The 18,549-nt window shown below is 72.9% G+C and carries 15 protein-coding genes; 3 read left to right on the top strand and 12 right to left on the bottom strand.

Annotation, left to right across the window (positions count from 1 at the left end; translation table 11 throughout):
- Positions 1 to 6 precede the first annotated feature (6 nt).
- From rsfS to BJY28_RS10740, 3 genes are read right to left on the bottom strand one after another with little or no spacing between them, the layout of a single operon-like run.
- Positions 7 to 417 carry a ribosome silencing factor gene (gene rsfS, locus BJY28_RS10750; RefSeq protein WP_179463012.1) on the bottom strand — a complete coding sequence of 137 codons (411 nt, stop codon included), beginning with the start codon at positions 415 to 417 and terminating at the stop codon, positions 7 to 9.
- The gene (gene nadD / locus BJY28_RS10745) at positions 414 to 1,019 is read right to left on the bottom strand and encodes a nicotinate-nucleotide adenylyltransferase (RefSeq protein WP_281367033.1); all 606 of its coding nucleotides are present in this window, start codon (positions 1,017 to 1,019) and stop codon (positions 414 to 416) included. Before nadD ends, rsfS begins: the two co-directional genes overlap by 4 nt.
- Positions 1,016 to 1,249 carry a hypothetical protein gene (locus BJY28_RS10740; RefSeq protein WP_179463010.1) on the bottom strand — a complete coding sequence of 78 codons (234 nt, stop codon included), beginning with the start codon at positions 1,247 to 1,249 and terminating at the stop codon, positions 1,016 to 1,018. The genes nadD and BJY28_RS10740 overlap by 4 nt, the downstream gene beginning before the upstream one ends.
- Before the next feature lie 566 nt (positions 1,250 to 1,815).
- Between BJY28_RS10740 and BJY28_RS10735 the strand changes: the two genes are divergently transcribed.
- Complete coding sequence (locus BJY28_RS10735) at positions 1,816 to 3,081, top strand: glutaminase (protein WP_179463009.1); 1,266 nt, start codon at positions 1,816 to 1,818, stop codon at positions 3,079 to 3,081.
- 47 nt (positions 3,082 to 3,128) lie between these two features.
- Here the strand turns inward: BJY28_RS10735 and BJY28_RS10730 are convergent, their stop codons facing one another.
- Positions 3,129 to 4,457: a glutamate-5-semialdehyde dehydrogenase gene (locus tag BJY28_RS10730; protein ID WP_179463008.1), complete on the bottom strand. Its 1,329-nt coding sequence runs from the start codon at positions 4,455 to 4,457 to the stop codon at positions 3,129 to 3,131.
- 135 nt (positions 4,458 to 4,592) lie between these two features.
- Here BJY28_RS10730 and pdxY point away from each other — a divergent pair, with 135 nt between their 5' ends.
- Positions 4,593 to 5,447 carry a pyridoxal kinase PdxY gene (pdxY, locus tag BJY28_RS10725; RefSeq protein WP_179463007.1) on the top strand — a complete coding sequence of 285 codons (855 nt, stop codon included), beginning with the start codon at positions 4,593 to 4,595 and terminating at the stop codon, positions 5,445 to 5,447.
- Between the two features lie 207 nt (positions 5,448 to 5,654).
- Here the strand turns inward: pdxY and proB are convergent, their stop codons facing one another.
- From proB to BJY28_RS10685, 8 genes are all read right to left on the bottom strand, one after another.
- Positions 5,655 to 6,806 (bottom strand): glutamate 5-kinase, encoded by a 1,152-nt coding sequence (proB, locus tag BJY28_RS10720; protein ID WP_343037063.1) that lies wholly within the window; start codon positions 6,804 to 6,806, stop codon positions 5,655 to 5,657.
- Positions 6,803 to 8,320 (bottom strand): GTPase ObgE, encoded by a 1,518-nt coding sequence (gene obgE, locus BJY28_RS10715; protein WP_179463006.1) that lies wholly within the window; start codon positions 8,318 to 8,320, stop codon positions 6,803 to 6,805. The genes proB and obgE overlap by 4 nt, the downstream gene beginning before the upstream one ends.
- Positions 8,321 to 8,449: 129 nt before the next feature.
- Positions 8,450 to 8,710: a 50S ribosomal protein L27 gene (gene rpmA, locus BJY28_RS10710; protein ID WP_179463005.1), complete on the bottom strand. Its 261-nt coding sequence runs from the start codon at positions 8,708 to 8,710 to the stop codon at positions 8,450 to 8,452.
- 33 nt (positions 8,711 to 8,743) lie between these two features.
- On the bottom strand, positions 8,744 to 9,052 hold the full coding sequence (gene rplU / locus BJY28_RS10705) for a 50S ribosomal protein L21 (RefSeq protein WP_179463004.1): 309 nt from the start codon (positions 9,050 to 9,052) through the stop codon (positions 8,744 to 8,746).
- Positions 9,053 to 9,245: 193 nt separating this feature from the next.
- On the bottom strand, positions 9,246 to 9,848 hold the full coding sequence (locus BJY28_RS10700) for a hypothetical protein (RefSeq protein WP_179463003.1): 603 nt from the start codon (positions 9,846 to 9,848) through the stop codon (positions 9,246 to 9,248).
- A gap of 28 nt (positions 9,849 to 9,876) precedes the next feature.
- Positions 9,877 to 12,693, bottom strand: coding sequence for an Rne/Rng family ribonuclease (locus BJY28_RS10695; protein ID WP_179463002.1), 2,817 nt, complete (start codon positions 12,691 to 12,693; stop codon positions 9,877 to 9,879).
- A 164-nt stretch (positions 12,694 to 12,857) separates the two neighbouring features.
- Positions 12,858 to 13,592, bottom strand: a complete 735-nt coding sequence (locus BJY28_RS10690; protein ID WP_179463001.1) for a TIGR03936 family radical SAM-associated protein — start codon at positions 13,590 to 13,592, stop codon at positions 12,858 to 12,860.
- 37 nt (positions 13,593 to 13,629) lie between these two features.
- Positions 13,630 to 16,524 carry an FAD-binding and (Fe-S)-binding domain-containing protein gene (locus BJY28_RS10685; RefSeq protein WP_179463000.1) on the bottom strand — a complete coding sequence of 965 codons (2,895 nt, stop codon included), beginning with the start codon at positions 16,522 to 16,524 and terminating at the stop codon, positions 13,630 to 13,632.
- Positions 16,525 to 18,096: 1,572 nt separating this feature from the next.
- On the opposite strand from BJY28_RS10685, the gene BJY28_RS10680 reads away from it, so the two are divergent.
- On the top strand, positions 18,097 to 18,537 hold the full coding sequence (locus BJY28_RS10680; protein WP_179462999.1) for a hypothetical protein: 441 nt from the start codon (positions 18,097 to 18,099) through the stop codon (positions 18,535 to 18,537).
- Positions 18,538 to 18,549: the final 12 nt, after the last annotated feature.

Here is an 18,549-nt window from a genome sequence, read left to right as displayed (position 1 = left end):
GATCGCTCACGGCTGGAGGTCGCCCGTGCCGCGCGAGCCGCCCGGCTGCTGCGTGCCGACGGCACCGAGGTCGAGGTGCGGGCAGTCCTTCCAGAGCCGCTCGAGGTCGTAGAAGTCCTTCTCCTCGTCGTGCTGGACGTGCACGACGATGTCGCCGAAGTCGAGCAGCACCCAGCGTCCCTCGCGGGCGCCCTCGCGGCGCAGCGGCTTGACGTCGTGCTGCTCCCGCAGCGCGTCCTCGACGGCGTCGACGAGCGAGCCGACCTGCCGCTCGTTGTCCGCGGAGACGATGACGAAGATGTCGGTCAGCGGCATCTGCCCGGAGACGTCGAGGCCGGTGATGGTGGTGGCGATCTTGTCCTCGGCTGCCGTCGCCGCGGTGCGGGCGAGGGCCAGGGCCTGGTCGGTGGCGGTCACGGTGCGGGGTTCTCCTCCTCCGTGTAGAGGGCGTACTTGTTGATGTACTGCACGACGCCGTCCGGCACGAGGTACCAGACCGGTTCGCCGTCGGCGACCCGCTGGCGGCAGTCGGTCGAGGAGATGGCCATCGCGGGCACCTCCTGCAGGGTCACCTCGTCGTGCGGCAGACCGGACTCGCTGAGCGTGTATCCGGGCCGGGTGACCCCGATGAAGTGGGCCAGCTCCCACAGCTCGTCGACGTCCTTCCAGGACACGATCTGGGCCAGCGCGTCGGCACCGGTGATGAAGAACAGCTCGGCGTCCGGGCGCTGCCGCCGCAGGTCGCGCAGCGTGTCGATGGTGTAGGTCGGTCCGTCCCGGTCGATGTCCACCCGGCTGACCGTGAAGCGCGGGTTGGAGGCGGTGGCGACCACCGTCATGAGGTAGCGGTGCTCGGCGGGACTCACCCGCTTCTCCACCTTCTGCCAGGGCTGGCCGGTGGGGACGAAGACGACCTCGTCGAGCTGCAGCCGGGCCCCGACCTCGCTGGCCGCGACCAGGTGCCCGTGGTGGATGGGGTCGAAGGTGCCGCCCATGACCCCCACGCGGCGGCGGGTCAGGTCCGGTCCTCCGCCCGGTGCCGGCCGCGGGCGACGTCGAGCTCCTGGGCCTGGGCACGCCGCTGCTGGGCCTGCTCCACGCCGTGGGCGGTGTTGCGGAAGGACCACAGCGCCACCAGACCGGCGGCGAAGAGGGCCAGGGCGATGAGGCCGAAGCCGAAGGCCGGGATCGGCAGCTCGACGTGCTCGGCCTCGGCCGCGGCGACGACCAGGGACTGGATGCTCAGCATGACCCGCATGCTACCCGCCCGGATCGAGGCAGGTTGTCCACCGGTGCTGTCCACAGGATCCGGACAGATGCCCGTCCTGACCGGCATCGGCTGTGGACGAACCTGTGGCTGACGGGCCGTTGAGCGACAGCACCCCGCGGGCGGGCGGCTACCGGTTGCAGAGCCGGCGGCCGGGAGCGTAGAACGGTCCTCGCAAGAGGAGGTGCGAGCCTGCCCACGCCAGGGGCGGGCACGTGCCGAACCGGATCACAGGGATAACGACGCTCGCACCGCTGCGGCATCGGCCACGCGCCGCCGCGGCACGGCGACCACGCGAGCGCGGGGCCTTCTGATCCACGCGTCGCCCTGGAGGGGCTGGTCCCCCTTCGTGCCGCTGTCGCCGCGGGGCCGAAGGGCATGCGACGCGCCCGTCGCGAGGGCCCCCCGGGTACGCCGGGGGGCCCTCGCCGCGTCAGGACCGCCGTCGAGACGGCCCAGCAGAGCTCGGGACGGCCGCGGACGTTGCTAGGTTGGCCGGGCCACGCGCCGGTCGCCGTAGACCGGCGGACGACGACAAGGCAGGTCCCGTGCGCTCCCCCATCCTCGACTACCTCGACGAGATCATCGAGAAGACCGCCGAGGTCACCGGCGGCGCCCCCGCCGACTACATCCCCGAGCTGGCGGCCGCCGATCCCGACCGGGTGGCGATCGCCATGTGCACCGTCTCCGGGACGGTCTACGCGGTCGGCGACGCCGAGGACCTCTTCACCATCCAGTCGATGTCCAAGCCCTTCGCCTACGGCCTCGCGATCGAGCAGCGCGGCCTCGACGAGGTGCTCGAGCACGTCGGCGTCGAGCCCAGCGGTGACGCCTTCAACGAGCTGTCCCTGGACCCGGAGAACGGGCGGCCGCTGAACCCGATGATCAACGCCGGGGCGATCACCACGCACTCGCTGATGTGCACCACCGACCCGGTCGATCGCCTGCTGACGCTCATCGGCGCGATGGTCGAGCGCCCCGTGGAGGTCGACGAGAAGGTCGCCGCCTCCGAGCAGAGCGAGGCCAGCCGCAACCTCGGCCTGGCCTACCTGCTCGACGCCCAGGGGGTGCTGGCCAGCCCGCCGCAGGACGCCGTCTCCGGCTACATCCGGCAGTGCTCGACGTCGGTGACCGTCCGCGACCTCGCGCTCATGGCGGCGACCCTGGCCAACGGCGGGGTGCAGCCGAACACCGGGGAGCGGGTGCTGGGGCGGCGCACCACCCGGCAGGTGCTCAGCGTCATGGCCTCCTGCGGGATGTACGACGCGGCCGGTGACTGGTTCACCGCGGTCGGGATCCCGGCGAAGTCGGGCGTGGCCGGGGGCATCATCGGCGTCCTGCCCGGGCAGGTGGGGCTGGCGGTCTTCTCGCCGCGGCTGGACGCGCACGGCAACAGCGCCCGGGGCGTGAAGATGATGGAGCTGCTGTCCGAGGACATGGACCTGCACCTCATGGATCCCGGCCGCCCGGCGCGCACGGCGGTGCGGGCGCGACACACCCGCAGGATCGGCGAGGAGGACGCGACGGTGCTGGTGCTCGAGGGCGACCTGGAGCTGAGCACCATCGAGATGATCGTCGACGGCCTGGTCAGCGACCCGCCGAGCACCCGCCAGGTCGTCTTCGACCTCAGCCGGGTCGACGAGGTGCGTGACGTGGCCCGGCGCACCTCCTCGAACATGACGACCAAGCTGCTCGACGAGGGCTACGAGGTCGTCGTCGTCGACCCGGACGAGGTGCTCTCCGGCTTCAAGGACAGCCGGGGCCGCGAGGTGACCTGGTGGACGCCGGAGCAGCTGGCGGACGCCTCGTCCTGAGGCACGGTCAGCACATCTGACCGTCCGTCAGCGGAACTGGCCGTCCGTCAGCGGATCTGGCCGTCGCCCTCGACGACCCACTTGGTGCTGGTCAGCTCCGGCAGCGCCATCGGGCCGCGGGCGTGCAGCTTCTGCGTGGAGATGCCGATCTCGGCACCGAAGCCGAACTCCCCGCCGTCGGTGAAGCGGGTGCTGGCGTTGACCATGACCGCGGCGGCGTCCACCTCGGCCACCCAGCGGCGGGCGGCCGCCCGGTCCTCGGTGACGATCGCCTCGGTGTGCCCGGTGCCGTACCGGCGCACGTGCTCCAGCGCCCCGTCGAGGTCGTCGACCACCGCGACCGACATCGCCAGGTCGTGGAACTCGGTGGCGTGGTCCTCCTCGGTGGCCGGCGTGCTGGCCACCCCGGCGGCCGCGGCGACCGCGCCGGACCGCTCGTCGGTCCGCAGGTCGACCCCGGCGTCGGCCAGCTCGCGCAGCAGCCGCGGCAGCAGCTGCTCGGCGACGTCGCGGTGCACCAGCAGCGACTCGGCGGCGTTGCACACGCTCGGCCGGTGGGTCTTGGCGTTGACCGCGATCGCCACCGCCTTCTGCGGGTCGGCGCCGACGTCGAGGTAGACGTGGCAGTTGCCGACGCCGGTCTCGATGACCGGCACGGTGGACTCGGTGACCACGGTCTGGATGAGCTGGGCGCCGCCGCGCGGGATGAGCAGGTCCACCAGCCCGCGGGCGCGCATGAGCTCCTTGACAGCCTCGTGGCCGCCCTCGAGCAGCTGTACCGCGTCGGCGGGCAGACCCTGCGCGGCGAGGGCCTCGCGCAGGGCGTCGACGAGGGCCCGGTTGGTCGAGGCGGCGGCCGAGCCGCCGCGCAGGATCACGGCGTTGCCCGACTTCAGGCCGAGGCCGGCGGCGTCCACGGTGACGTTCGGCCGGGCCTCGTAGATCATCCCGACGACGCCCATCGGCACCCGCACCTGGCGGATCTGCAGCCCGTTGGCGAGGGTGGAGCCGCGCACCACCTCGCCGACCGGGTCGGGCAGGCCGGCCACGTCGCGCAGCGCCTGGGCGACCGCGGCGACCCGGTCGGCGTCCAGGAGCAGCCGGTCCTGCAGCCCCTCGGCCATCCCCTGCTCGCGCCCGCGGGCGAGGTCCTCGGCGTTGGCGGCGACCACGGTCTCGGTAGCGGCGACCACGGCGTCGGCGAGGGCGTGCAGGGCCGCGTCCTTCTGCGCGCGGGTGAGCAGCGCGAGGTCGCGGGAGGCGACCCGGGCCCGGCCGGCGAGGTCGCGGACGGTGGCCGCGGCGCTCGGCTCGTCCCCGGCGGCGGTCGGTGCAGCGTCGTCCGCGGTGGCGGTGGTCTCGAGCGTGTCGGTCATGAGACCAGCGTAGAAGGGGGCGCCGCGCCGGTGCATCCCGCGCCGACGGATCGTGGTCAGGCCGTGCGCCCGGGGGGTGTGCCGCCATCCGTCAGCACCCGACGGTCGGACGGGTGCGGATGGGATACTGACGGGATGACGACGATCCTCTCGATCCAGTCCGCGGTCGCCTACGGGCACGTCGGCAACTCGGCCAGCGTCTTCCCGATGCAGCGCCTCGGCGTCGAGGTGTGGCCGGTCAACACCGTGAACTTCTCCAACCACACCGGCTACGGCGCCTGGCGCGGACCGCTGATGGACCCCGCCGACGTGCGCGACGTCATCACCGGCATCGGTGAGCGGGAGGCCTTCGCCGAGGTCGACGCGGTGCTCTCCGGCTACCAGGGCGGGGAGGCCATCGGGGACGTCATCATCGACGCGGTGGCCCAGGTGAAGGCGGCCAACCCGGCTGCGATCTACGCCTGCGACCCGGTGATGGGCAACGCCAGCTCTGGCTGCTTCGTGCACGAGGCGATCCCTGTGCTGCTGCGGGACAAGGTCGTGCCCGCCGCGGACCTCATCACCCCGAACCAGTTCGAGCTGGGCTTCCTCACCGGGACCGAGCCGGAGACGCTCGAGGACACCCTCGCCTCGGTGGACGCGGCCCGTGAGATCGGGCCGAGCACCGTGCTGGTGACCTCGGTGCTGCGCCCGGACCGGCCGGAGGGCACGATCGAGATGCTCGCCTGCCACGAGGACGAGGCGTGGATCGTGCAGACCCCGCACCTGCCGCTGAAGGCGAACGGCTCCGGCGACGTGACGGCGGCCCTCTTCACCGCGCACTGGCTGCAGACCGGCTCGCTCGGCGACGCCCTGGGGCGCACGGTCTCGGCCGTCTTCGACCTGCTGCAGACCACCCTCGACTCTGGCCGGCGCGAGCTGCAGCTCGTCCAGTCCCAGGAGGTCTACGCCAGCCCGCGGATGCAGTTCGAGGTCACCCAGGTCCGCTGACCCTGGCCCACCACCCGCAACTACCCGGGCAGATTCGCCCCACCACCCGCAACTGCCCGGGCAAATTCGCCCCACCACCCGCAACTGCCCGGGCAATTCACCCAATCTCCGCAACTGCCCGGGCAAATCACCCCCGCCACCCGCAACTGCCCGGGCAATTCACCCTCCCTCTCCGCAACTGCCCGGGCAGTTGCGCAGTTGGGGGTGTCAGTGGACGGCCAGGTGGTCCCGGTGGATGGCCTCGCGCTCGTACTCCGGGCCCAGGTCGGCGGCGATCTCACGGGTGGAGCGGCCCAGCATGAGCGGCAGCTCCACGGAGGAGTAGTTGGTCAGCCCGCGCGCGACCACCTGCCCGTCGGGCCCGATCACGTCGACCGGGTCTCCGTCGGCGAAGGTGCCGCGCACCTCGGTGATCCCCGCCGGGAGCAGCGACTTGCCCCGCTCGGTGAGCGCGGTGACCGCCCCGGCGTCGACGACCAGCGCGCCGCGCGAGGTGGTGGCGTGCTGCAGCCACCAGGTGCGCGAGGCCCGGCGACGACCGGACGGCAGGAAGACCGTGCCGACGTCCTCACCGGCGAGCACCCCGGCGACGTCGCCGGCGGCGGCCAGCACGGCGGTGATCCCGGCGGCGCCGGCGATCGAGGCGGCCTCCACCTTCGTCTGCATCCCGCCGGTGCCGACCCGCGAGCCGCGGGCGCTGACGTCCACCGCGGCCAGCTCGTCGGCGCCGCGGACCACCGGGATCCGGCGCGCCCCCGGACGGTCCGGCTTGTCGGTGTACAGCGCGTCGACGTCGGTGAGCAGCACCAGCGTGTCGGCGCCGATGAGGTGCGCGACCAGCGCCGCCAGCCGGTCGTTGTCACCGAACCGGATCTCGCTGGTGGCGACCGTGTCGTTCTCGTTGATCACCGGCACGATGCCCAGCGCGAGCAGCCGCTCCAGGGTGCGGCGGGCGTTGGTGTAGTGGCTGCGCCGGGTGGTGTCGTCGGCGGTCAGCAGCACCTGGCCGACGGTCAGCCCGTGGTGCCCGAAGCCGGCGTCGTAGGCGGCGACCAGCGCGCCCTGCCCCACGCTCGCGGCAGCCTGCTGGGTGGCCAGGTCGTTCGGCCGCTGCGCCAGGCCCAGCGGCCCGATCCCGGCGGCGATGGCCCCGGAGGAGACGAGCACGACCTGGACGCCGTCGGCGATGCGCGCGGCCAGCGCGTTGACCAGCGCGTGCAGCCGGGCGTGGTCGAGCAGACCGCCGTCGGCAGAGGTCAGCGAGGACGAGCCCACCTTCACCACGATCCGGCGGGAAGCGGCCACCTGCCCGCGGGCCTGCTCGTCGGTCAGCGGGGAGGCCACCACCGCGGCGCTCACCCCTCCTCGTCGGTGTCGGTCCACCGGCCGGAGGCCCGCTCGGCGGCGAGCTCCTCGCGGGCAGCGGTCTGGGCATCCTTGCGGGAGTGGAACTCCTCGCGGCGCTCGGCGCTGGTGCGGCGGGTGCGCTCGTCGAGCCGGGTGTCGGTGCCGCGCCCGCCGAGCAGCTCGGCGCCGCCGACGAGGGTCGGCTCCCAGTCGAAGACCACCGCGTCGTCCTCGGCGCCGATGAGCACGGTCGACCCGGCCACGGCGCCTGCCTCCACCAGCGCCTCCTCGACGCCCGCGCGGGCCAGCCGGTCGGCGAGGTAGCCGACCGCCTCGTCGTTGGCGAAGTCGGTCTGGTGCACCCAGCGGGTGACCCGCCGACCGATCACCCGGAAGGCCTCGTCGTCGCCGCTGCCCTCGCGACGGACGACGAAGCCGGCGTCGTCGACCCCCTTCGGCCGCAGCACGACCCGCTGCGGGACGACCTCGGCGTCGGCCTCGGCGCGGGCGGCGGCGACGTGCCGGGCGAGGGCGAAGGTGAGCTCCTTGAGCCCGGTGCGGGCGACCGCCGAGACGACGTGCACCTCGTAGCCGCGCTCCTCCAGGTCGGGCCGGACCATCTCGGCCAGCTCCTCGGCCTCGGGCACGTCCGCCTTGTTGAGCACGACCACGCGGGTGCGCTCGGCCAGCGGACGCCCGCCGAGGGCGTCGTCGCCGACGTAGGCGGCCAGCTCCTCCTCGATGACGTCGAGGTCGGTCAGCGGGTCCCGTCCCGGCTCGAGGGTGGCGCAGTCGACGACGTGCGCCAGCACCGAGCAGCGCTCGACGTGCCGCAGGAACTCCAGCCCCAGGCCGCGCCCCTCGCTGGCGCCGGGGATGAGGCCGGGCACGTCGGCGACGGTGTAGCGCTGGTCGCCGGCGGTGACCACGCCGAGGTTGGGCACGAGGGTGGTGAAGGGGTAGTCGGCGATCTTCGGCCGCGCCGCGGAGAGCACCGAGACCAGCGAGGACTTCCCGGCGCTGGGGAAGCCGATGAGGGCCACGTCGGCCAGCGACTTCAGCTCCAGGACGATGTCCCGGGCCTCCCCCGGCTCGCCGAGCAGCGCGAAGCCGGGCGCCTTGCGTCGCTGGCTGGAGAGCGCCTTGTTGCCCAGGCCGCCGCGGCCGCCCTCGGCCGCGACGTAGCGGGTGCCGGCGCCGACGAGGTCGGCGAGCACCTGTCCGGAGCGGGACGTCACCACGGTGCCCTCGGGCACCGCCAGGACGAGGTCGTCGCCCCGTGCCCCGTCGCGCTCGTCACCGGCGCCGGGCGCGCCGTTCTGGGCGCGGCGGTGCGGGCTGCGGTGGTAGTCCAGCAGGGTGGTGCTCTGGTCGTCGACGACGAGCACGACGTCGCCGCCGTTGCCCCCGTTGCCGCCGTCCGGGCCGCCGAGCGGCTTGAACTTCTCGCGGTGCACGGAGGCCACGCCGTGGCCGCCCTTGCCGGCCTCGACGTGCAGCACGACACGATCGACGAAGGTCGTCATGCTCGCTCCTGTCTGGCGGATCTGGTGGTGGGATCGGTGCCCGTCCGGCCCGCGGGGCCGGGGAGGGACGGACGAAGGGGGCGGGTCAGCGACACGCTGACCCGCCCCCTTCGCGGTGGGGTGCTGGGGTCAGCCGACGTCCGACGGGACGACGCTGACCGTCTTGCGGCCACGCTTGCTGCCGAACTCCACGGACCCGCCGGCGAGCGCGAAGAGGGTGTCGTCGCCGCCCCGGCCGACGTTCTCGCCCGGGTGGAAGTGGGTGCCGCGCTGGCGCACGAGGATCTCGCCGGCGCCGACGACCTGGCCGCCGAAGCGCTTGACGCCGAGGTACTGGGGGTTGGAGTCGCGACCGTTCTTGGTCGAGGACACACCCTTCTTGGATGCCATGTCAGTTCGTCCTTGTCTCTCGTCCGGTCGCGATCAGGCGTCGATCGCGGTGATCTTGATCTGGGTGAGCGGCTGGCGGTGGCCCTGGCGCTTCTTGTACCCGGTCTTGTTCTTGTACTTCATGATGGTGATCTTCGGGCCCTTGGCGGGGCCGACCACCTCGGCGGTGACCGAGACCTTGGCGAGCTTGTCGGCGTCGCTGGTCACGGTGGACCCGTCGACGACGAGCAGCGGCTGCAGCTCGAGGCTGTCACCGGCCTCGCCCTTGACCTTGTTGACGAGCAGGATGTCGCCGACGGAGACCTTCTCCTGGCGGCCACCGGCGCGAACGATCGCGTACATCGGGTGAGACTCTCTTTCGGTTCCTGGGGCGCTCGCTCTGTCTGACCGGCCGATAGGACCTGCGGCTCAGGACGGGGTCCTGAGGCGCGGGGCATCCGCTCGGTGGGCGCACCAGCACTCCACGATACCGGGCCCGGCGGGACCGGCCAAACCGGCGTGCTCCGGGATCGGCCGGCCGCGCGGGGCGGCGCGCTCACCGGGGCGGGGTCAGCTGCAGCTCGAGCACCTGGGCGTCGGCGTCCGGCGCGTAGACCGGGTGCAGGCCGACGTCGAAGCCGAGCGCGTCGGCGCCGTTGCCCCAGACGTCCCGCTCCTGCTCGGGCTGCGAGCGCACCGACCCGGCGAAGGAGTCGACCCGGGTGGTGTCGGCGCCGACGGTGCCGCCGATCTCCTCCAGCGCGGCCAGCAGGGCCTCCTGGTCGGGCGCGCGGTGGAAGACCGCCACCGAGTCGATCTGGCCCTCCGGACCGACGAGGCAGCGGATGCTGCGGGCCTCGACCTCGAGGTCCCCCTGGCTGCCGCGGACCACGAGGGTGACGGGGTCGGCGGCGTCCTCCACGTCCAGGTCCCGCAGGCGCTCCCCGTCGGCGGCGCCGAGGTCCTGCGCGCTCAGCCCGGCCTCGCGCAGGTCGAGGACCGCCCGGCCCTCGTCCTCGATGCGGGCGACCCCGGCCTCGGTGAAGGACGAGTTCTCGCCGCTGCCGCTGGTCGCCCCGTCCTCTCCCCCGACCTGGACCGAGCATCCCGCGGTCAGCATCGTCAGCAGCGCCAGCGCCAGCAGCAGCCGCCGGGTCACAGGCGCACCGAGGACAGCATCGTCGTGCTCAGCCCTGGTCGGTCTCGTCCGCCTTCGGCGGGCCGGCCTGGGCGGTGACCCGCTTGCGCTTGCGGCGGGCCGGCGCGCTCGGCTCGGGGTCGGCGGTGGGCGCCGTGGCGGCGTCGCCGCTCTCGGCGGCCACGGTGGTCAGGGTCTGACCGCCGGAGGTGCTGGCGGTGAGGTCGACCGGCTGCAGCGAGACCGCGGTCCCCGAGCTGGAGGCGCCGCGGCGACCTCCCCGACGCCGCGGCGCCGACGCGGGCTCGGGGGCCCGCGACGTCTCGGCGGTGGGCTGCGCGGCCGCCGCCGGCTCCTCGGACCGCTGCTCGTCCTGGCCGGCGGTCACCGGCTCGTCGTCGGCGTCCTCGGGCGCCAGGTCGACCTCGCCGGAGTCCGAGGCGATCTCGTCGGCGACGGTCTCCTCCTGCGGGGACTCGACCTCGCTGGTCGCCGCGGTGTCCTCGTCGCCGTCGATCTCGGCCACCGCGGGCAGCTCGGCGACATCGTCCTCGCTGGACTCGCCGGCGATGCTCTTGACCGCGGCGGCGTGCGCCGCGGCGGCGATCTGGGCGGCGCTCGGGCCGTTCGGCTCGGGCGCCTCGGCCTGGTCGTTGCCCTTGCTCCTGCCGCCCTTGCGGCCGCCTCGACCCCGGCCGCCGCCGCTGTTGCTGCCGCCACCGTTGCCGCCGTTGCCACCACCGGAGTGGTGGTGCTCGACGGGCTCGGAGTGCACGACGATGCCGCGTCCGCCGCAGTGCTCGCACGGCTCGGAGAAGACCTCGATGAGCCCGGAGCCGACCCGCTTGCGGGTCATCTGCACCAGGCCGAGCGAGGTGACCTCGGCGACCTGGTGCTTGGTCCGGTCCCGGCCCAGGCACTCCAGCAGACGGCGCACGACGAGGTCGCGGTTGGACTCCAGCACCATGTCGATGAAGTCGACGACGATGATCCCGCCGATGTCGCGCAGCCGCAGCTGGCGGACGATCTCCTCGGCGGCCTCGAGGTTGTTCTTGGTGACCGTCTCCTCGAGGTTGCCCCCGGAGCCGGTGAACTTGCCGGTGTTGACGTCGACGACCGTCATCGCCTCGGTCCGGTCGATGACCAGGGAGCCGCCGGAGGGCAGCCACACCTTGCGGTCCATCGCCTTGGCGATCGCCTCGTCGATCCGGTGCTCGGCGAAGACGTCGCCCTCGCCGGTGAACCGGCTGATCCGGTCGGCCAGGTCGGGCGCGACCTCGCCGACGTAGCTCTTGATCTGCTGCCAGGCGGTCTCGCCCTGGACCACCATGGAGGCGAAGTCCTCGTTGAAGATGTCGCGGATGACCCGGACGGTCATGTCCGGCTCGGCGTGCAGCAGGGTCGGGGCCCCGCCGGCGCTGGCCTTCTTCTCCTTCTTCTGCTCCGCCTTCGCGCTGAGCTTGTCCCAGGCGCTGGTGAGGCGCTGGACGTCGCGGCGCAGCTCTTCCTCGGAGGCCCCCTCTGCGGCGGTGCGCACGATCACCCCGGCGCTGTCCGGGACGACCTCCTTGAGGATCGACTTCAGCCGGGCCCGCTCGGTGTCCGGGAGCTTGCGGGAGATGCCGGTCATGCTGCCCTCGGGCACGTAGACGAGGTAGCGGCCCGGCAGCGAGATCTGGCTGGTCAGGCGGGCGCCCTTGTGCCCGATCGGGTCCTTGGTCACCTGGACCAGGACGGAGTCGCCGGAGCTGAGCGCGTTCTCGATGCGCCGGGCCTGGCCGTTGCCGACGCCCTGGGCCTCCCAGTTCACCTCACCGGCGTAGAGCACCGCGTTGCGGCCCTTGCCGATGTCGACGAAGGCGGCCTCCATGCTGGGCAGGACGTTCTGCACCCGGCCGAGGTAGACGTTGCCGACCATGGTCGAGGTCGTCTCCCGGGAGACGTAGTGCTCGACGAGGATGTCGTCCTCGAGCACCCCGATCTGGGTGCGCTCCTCCTGCTGGCGGACCACCATGACCCGCTCGACGCTCTCCCGCCGGGCGAGGAACTCGGCCTCGGTGATGATCGTGCGCCGGCGCCCGGCCTCACGACCCTCGCGGCGACGCTGCTTCTTCGCCTCCAGCCGGGTGCTGCCCTTGATCGCCTTGGGCTCGTCGCGCTCCTTGCGGCCCTCGCGGACCTTGGTCACGGTGCCGGGCGGGTCGTCCTGCCCGCCACCACCGCCACCGCCGCCGCGGCGGCGCCGGCGACGCCGGCGGCTGCCGCCCTCGCCGTCCCCGTCGTCGCCGGAGTCGGAGCCCTGCTCGTCGGCGGGCTGGTCGTCGCCGCTGTCGCCGGCGTCGTCCGCCGCGGAGCCCTGGTCGGCCGCGCCGCCCCCGGATCCCTGACCGGACTTCTTCTTGCCCTTGCCGCCCTTGCCGGAACCGCCCTTGGAGGACCCCGAGCTGTCCGCGCCCTTGTCCTCCTCAGCGTCCTGGGCAGAGCCGCCCTTGCCGGAACCGCCCTTGCCCGAGGCGCCCTTGCCGGAACCGCCCTTGGCCGAGCCGCCGCGAGCGCCCTGGTCCTGGCCGGAGTCCTGGTCGCCGTCGTCGCGACCACCGTCGTCGTCGCCCCTGTTGCGGCCGCGCCCGCCGCGGCGGCGGCGGCGTCCGCCGCCCTGCCCGTCGCCGTCGTCGTCCTGCTCGCCACGCGAGGAGGGCTCGTCGTCCCGGTCCTGCGGATCGGGAGCGTCGTCCTTGGGAGCGCGGCGCGGCGGTGCGGCGACCGGCTCCGGGGCCTGGAAGAGGAGGCCGAGACCGGGGGCGGCTGCCGCCTGCGGGGTCTCGGTGCCCGGTTCGTTGCTGGTGTTCTCGTCGTTCGGAGCCATCTGGCACCTTCCGTGCACCGCGCCGGTACCCCACACCACGCCCTCTCGGGGGCGTCGCCCGGCCGCCGGTGCGGCTGTGCGGCCTCCTGGGCCGCGAGCAAAGTCCGTGCTGCCCGGTGAGGGGTTCGCGCCGGGCGCGTCAGCCTCCGGGCCGCCGAGGTCGGTCAGTCGCCGGCGAGCGGGTCGCCGATCGTCGCGGTGTCGCTGTGCCACGTCCCTTGCGCCAGCCGGGTCACCATCGGCGCCCGAGGCGGTGCGAACGTGCTGACAGCGGTGATCGCGCTGACGACATCGTCGGGGCGTACGGCAGGTGTGGTGTGCCGCACGACCATCTCGAGTATCGCACACGAGGGGTCCTCGGCCGGGGCGATACCCGCCCGCGCCACCGGCTGCCGGGCGTCGAAGGTGCGCGGCCCGCGCTTGAACATGCGGCTGACCTCGACGGTCTCCTCGGCGAGGAAGGCGTCCAGGGCCGTCTGCAGCTCGGCCGGCGTGACGCCGTCGAAGCGCAGCCGCCACGCGCTGGCCTCGAGACGGTCCGCCAGCGCCCCGGGGCGGGCCTCGACGACGGTGACCACGTCGATCCCGTCCGGGAGCGCCGCGTCCAGCGCCCTGGCCACGGCCTCGGGGTCGACCTGCTCGGTCACCGAGATCTCGAAGTACTCGGCCTCGCTGGCGGTGCCGGTCGGGGCACCGTTGGCGTAGGAGATCTTGGGGTGCGGGTGGAAGCCGGCGGAGAAGGCCATCGGCACCCCGGAGCGGCGCAGCGCCCGCTCCAGGGCGCGGGCGAAGTCGCGGGTGCTGGAGAAGCGGAGCCGGCCGCGGCGCGCGTACTGCACCCGCAGCTTCTGCACCGGTGGCGGCGGTGGGGGTCCGTCGGGGGTGCGCTGCCTGGCCATGGGGCACCAGCGTAGGCGGCGTCGTCCGTGGGTCGGATCAGGCGTCGGCGAGCAGCTCGGCGAGGTGGATCGCCCGGGTCTCGGTGAGATCGGCGACCTGGGTCTGGCAGGAGAAGCCGTCGGCCAGCAGCACCGCCCCCGTCGGCATCGCCTCGATCGCCGGCAGCAGCTGCTGGCGGGCGACCTCGACGCTCACCTCGTAGTGGCCGAGCTCGACGCCGAAGTTGCCGGCCAGCCCGCAGCACCCGCCGATCCGGGTGACCTCGGCGCCGGTGGCGCGCAGCAGCTGCTCGTCGGCGGCGAAGCTCATCACCGCGTGCTGGTGGCAGTGCGGCTGCGCGACGACGGTGGTGCCGGTCAGGTCCGGCGGGGTCCAGCCGGGCAGCGCGGTGAGCAGCTCGGCGAGGGTGCGCACCCCGGAGGCCACCCGCTGCGCGGCCTCGCCGGGCACCAGGCGCGGCAGGTCGTGGCGCAGCGCCGCGGTGCAGCTGGGCTCCAGCCCGAGGACCGGGATGCCGGCGTCGACGACCGGGGCCAGCACCTCGGCCGCCTCGGTGAGGGTGCGCCCGGCGGCGTCCAGCTGGCCGGTGGAGATGAAGGTGAGCCCGCAGCAGAGCCGTTCCGGCGGGACGAAGGGGGTCAGCCCCGCCTGCCGCAGCACGGACACGGCGGCGTGGCCGACCTGCGGCGAGAAGCTGTCGGTGAAGGAGTCGACGAAGAGCGCCACCGCCCCCTCGACCTGCGCCATCTGCGCGACCGGGCGGACCAGCCCCTCGTCGGTGGCCCAGGATCGGAAGGTCTGCCGGGCGAAGGCGGGGATGCTGCGGCGCGGGTCGACGCCGCCGAGCGGCAGGGTCAGCCGCTTGACGCCGGGCAGCGAGGTCAGGGCGTTGACCAGGCGAGGCGCCCGCGAGGCGAGCCGGGCCATCTGCGGCAGCCGGCCCAGGGTGTAGTGGCTGCGCGGGCGCAGCCGCCCGCGGTAGCTCTGGTGCAGCACCTCGGACTTGTAGGTGGCCATGTCGATGCCGGTCGGGCAGTCGCTGGCGCAGCCCTTGCAGGACAGGCACAGGTCGAGCGCCTCGTGCACCGCCGGGTCGCGCCAGCCGCCGCCGACGGTGCCGCCGTCGAGCATCTCCTGCAGCGCCCGGGCCCGGCCGCGGGTGGAGTCCTTCTCCTCCTTCGTCGCCAGGTAGCTCGGGCACATGACGGTGCTGGAGGTACCCGCGGCGCGGCACTTGCCGACGCCGGTGCAGCGGTGCACCGCCTGGGTGAGGTTGCCGTCGTCCTCGGGGTAGGAGAAGGCCAGCGGCAGGCTGGTGGTGACCCGCCGCGCCCGTGGGATGCGCAGGTCGGCCTCGGCCGGGGCGGGGTCGACGAGCACGCCGGGGTTGAGCAGGCCGTCGGGGTCGAAGGCGCGCTTGACCAGGGCGAAGAGGTCGATGATCTGCTGCGGGTACATCCGCGGCAGCAGCGCGCTGCGGGCACGGCCGTCGCCGTGCTCTCCGGAGAGGGAGCCGCCGTGCCGGGCGACGAGGTCGGCGGCGTCCTCGACGAAGGCGCGGTAGCGCCCTTCGGCGCCGGGGGTGTCCAGGTCGAGGTCGAGGCGGATGTGCAGGCAGCCGTCGGCGAAGTGGCCGTAGGGCAGCCCGGTGACGTCGTGCTCGGCCAGCAGGGCGTCGAAGTCGCGCAGGTAGTCGCCCATCCGTGCCGGCGGCACGGCGGCGTCCTCCCACCCGGCGTGCGCCGGCCGGTCCCGGGGGCTGCGCCCGGCGAGCCCGGCGCCGTCCTCGCGGATCCGCCACAGCGCCCGGGCCTCGACCGGGTCGGTGACCACCCGGGCGTCCAGCGCCGGGACCTGCTGGCGGACCCGTTCGGCGGCGGCGCGGGCCGCGGCGGCGTCCTCGCCGGTGACCTCGACGAAGAGCCAGGCCTGGCCGCCGGGCAGCTCGGGGACGTGGGCCGGGCCGCGGCGGCGCCGGGTGACCCCGACGATCCGGGAGTCGATGCCCTCGGCGGCGACGGCTCCGAGGTCCTTGAGGCTGGCGGCGACGTCCCCGGCGGCGTAGATGTCGGCGAAGCCGAGCGCGACCAGGCAGGTGGCCGGCGGGTCGGTGACCAGCCGGACCCGGGCCTGCGTCACCACCGCGAGGGTGCCCTCGGAGCCGACGAGCATCCGGCCGACGTCGCGGCCGCGCTCGGGCAGCAGGTGCTCCAGGGCGTAGCCGGAGACCTGCCGGCCGAAGGTGCCCAGGTGGGTGCGGATGTCGGCCAGGTGGGCGTCGGTGAGGTCGGTGAGCCGCTGCACCAGCGCGTCGTCGCCGACCAGGATCGGCGCTCCCGCGGCGCCGGGGACGCCCGGCACGCCGGTGGTCGCCTGCAGCGCGCCGCCGTCGGCGGTGAGCAGGTTCATCGCGGTGACGTTGTCGCTGGTGCGGCCGTAGCCCAGGGCGCGGTTGCCGCAGGCGTTGTTGCCGATCATCCCGCCGATGACGCAGCGGGTGTGGCTGGAGGGGTCGGGTCCGAACCGCAGCCCCTCGGCCTGCGCGGCGCGCTGCAGGGTGGCGTGCACGGTGCCCGGCTGGACCAGGGCGGTGCCGCTCTCCCGGTCGACCTCGAGCACCTGGTCGAGGTAGCGGGAGGTGTCGAGGACGACGCCGGGGCCGATGGCGTTGCCGGCGCAGGAGGTGCCGGCGCCGCGAGCGGTCAGGGGCACCCCGAGGTCGCGGCAGACGGCGAGGGCCGCGGCGATCTCGTCGGTGTCCCGGGGCAGGACGACCGCGCGCGGGGGGACGCGGTAGATCGAGGCGTCGGCGGCGTAGATACCGCGGCTGAGGTCGTCGTCGCGGACGTCGCCCAGGCCGGCTCGGCGCAGCGCCGCGACGAGGTCGGCGGCACCGACCTCCCCGTCGGGCGTGGCTGCGGGCGCGGTCATGCCCCCATCCTCTCCCGTCTGCTGCCCGCCCGGTTCCGGGGGTACGGCTCTGGCGCAGTCCCCGGCACTACTCACGAGCCAGCAGTTGCACGACCACCGCCGCTCGGTTTGGAGAGCATCCCCACGGCGGCTCGTATCGACGGGTCCCGGAACATCGTTCTGGCGCGACATGCTCTCTCGGTTGCGCTATTTTGCTGCCAACAACCGAAGATTGGAAGGATTGGGAATGCGCCATTCAGCGTCACAACTAGTTTTCGCTATTACATCCGCCACCGCGATCACCTTGTCGGTAGCGACTCCAGCAAGAGCCATCCCCCCTGCCGCTGCGCCCACGACACCAGTTATCGTCACAGGGTCAGCCGAGGCGCAGCCAGGCGCCACGGCACACCTTCTTGCCGCAGGACCTGATGGACGCACTTGGAGCAGTGTTGCCAGTGCCACCATCGACCGCAACGGTTCGTACAAGATTCCTTCCCCTGACCTGGGGCACCTTGCCAAGGATGCCAATCCCGACGGCCTCGTCAACACAGTGGTTCTCATCCCCACACAGAATGGGGACGCTGAGCCTATCGACGTTGTGGTTGACATCGGATCCAAGGAGTCTCCCGCGCTGCGTCGGACCCTGATCATGGATCAGGTCTCAGCCGGAGCCGCCAGGAAAGTGACGGCCCCCGGCGCAGACAACGTTGCTCGATCCGCCTCGGCGTCTGCCACTCAGGACGGTCTGCCAGAAGAAGTCCCCCTCATGCACGTCCCCGCGCCGAGGTCCCACGACCAGCGCGTCGCCTCAGGGAGCGCGACTGCGGCAGCCAGTTGCAGAGATCGGTATATCCGAACCCTGGGACGGCGGAAAGTCTTCACCGCAGGGCACTACGCCACGAGTGCCGGAGCACGAACTACTGCGACCATGGAGACTGGCGCCTCGAGTCGCCTCGGCGTTGGCGTCTCGGCCACGGGCAAGTTCGGTACCTTCCGAACCTCAGGGGAGGCTGTCCGGAGCCGCAGCACCACGACCAAGTACCCCTCTGGGACGTCGAATCAGCACAACTACTCGTACTGGCAATACAACATGTACCGTCGAGACTGCACCCGCACCCAGCATCAGCTGGCCAGTCGCACTTATCGGGCCGTGGCCGGGACCTTCCGCGGCGGAGCGACGTACATTAGGCCATCCGCAACTCCTGCTGCCTGGAAGTGCGAGCCCTACAGAAAAGGTTCTAGTTTCACACTCAACCGCAATCGCGCCTGGAGAAACTACTACGGAGCTGACCTGGGTGGCCCAATTGGCGTCAACCTGAGCGCGGAAACAGGCTACACAACCAAGGCGCGGATCTACTTCAATGTCAATCGATGGTCTGTGAGACTGTGTGGCACCAACAACTATCCCGGCAACTATCCGCAGCGCATCGTCGTACGGACGACGTAGGAATGGTGCACCTCCGTGCTCTACTCGTGGTGGCGGTGGCAGGTTCAGCGACTGTCGCTGGCTGCACCACTACCTCTCCCCCTCAGCCCGAAGCCTCTCCGACAGGCGAACATCTCCGACTGTCCACCTCCTCCGGGGGTGGCGAGGTGTGTGTACCGACCGGATCGACGGATCACAGCTACGCGATCGAGCCGATCAGCAACACCAGCAACCACGAGGTCGAGGTCGTCTCGGTCCGGCTCCTCGGCGCTCGTCACGTGAGGCTGGCGGATGCCTTCGTCCTTCCCGAGGCAGCCCGCGGGGAGATGGGCGTCCTCGACGGGTGGCCCGGAGAGGGGGTCAGCCCGCAGACCCGGCGTGCGCTGATCCCGATCCCTGGCGCGACGCTCGAGCCGGCCTCGACCGTCTCGGACGATGCTGATGAGCCCGCCCTGGCGCTCCATCTGCGTACGAGGTCGCAGGGCGAGGCGTCCTTCGACGCCGTGCAGGTGGTGTATCGGACGACTGACTCCGGCACGACCTACCGCAGCGAACCGTCGTCGATCAGCTTCCGCGCGGCCGAGACCTGCGACGGGACGCCCCCATAGGGCTGGCTGACC

The sequence above is a fragment of the Janibacter alkaliphilus genome (assembly GCF_013408565.1).
GTDB classification, from domain to species: domain Bacteria; phylum Actinomycetota; class Actinomycetes; order Actinomycetales; family Dermatophilaceae; genus Janibacter; species Janibacter alkaliphilus.
This window is presented reverse-complemented; position numbering and strand designations above follow the sequence as displayed.

Bases quoted from the DNA above. Each gene is read 5' to 3' on its own strand.
- obgE (WP_179463006.1), bottom strand. From the start codon at position 8,320: ATGACGACCTTCGTCGATCGTGTCGTGCTGCACGTCGAGGCCGGCAAG.
- pdxY (WP_179463007.1), top strand. From the start codon at position 4,593: ATGACGACGATCCTCTCGATCCAGTCCGCGGTCGCCTACGGGCACGTC.
- BJY28_RS10740 (WP_179463010.1), bottom strand. From the start codon at position 1,249: ATGCTGAGCATCCAGTCCCTGGTCGTCGCCGCGGCCGAGGCCGAGCAC.
- rpmA (WP_179463005.1), bottom strand. From the start codon at position 8,710: ATGGCATCCAAGAAGGGTGTGTCCTCGACCAAGAACGGTCGCGACTCC.
- BJY28_RS10695 (WP_179463002.1), bottom strand. From the start codon at position 12,693: ATGGCTCCGAACGACGAGAACACCAGCAACGAACCGGGCACCGAGACC.
- BJY28_RS10690 (WP_179463001.1), bottom strand. From the start codon at position 13,592: ATGGCCAGGCAGCGCACCCCCGACGGACCCCCACCGCCGCCACCGGTG.
- BJY28_RS10685 (WP_179463000.1), bottom strand. From the start codon at position 16,524: ATGACCGCGCCCGCAGCCACGCCCGACGGGGAGGTCGGTGCCGCCGAC.
- rplU (WP_179463004.1), bottom strand. From the start codon at position 9,052: ATGTACGCGATCGTTCGCGCCGGTGGCCGCCAGGAGAAGGTCTCCGTC.
- BJY28_RS10730 (WP_179463008.1), bottom strand. From the start codon at position 4,457: ATGACCGACACGCTCGAGACCACCGCCACCGCGGACGACGCTGCACCG.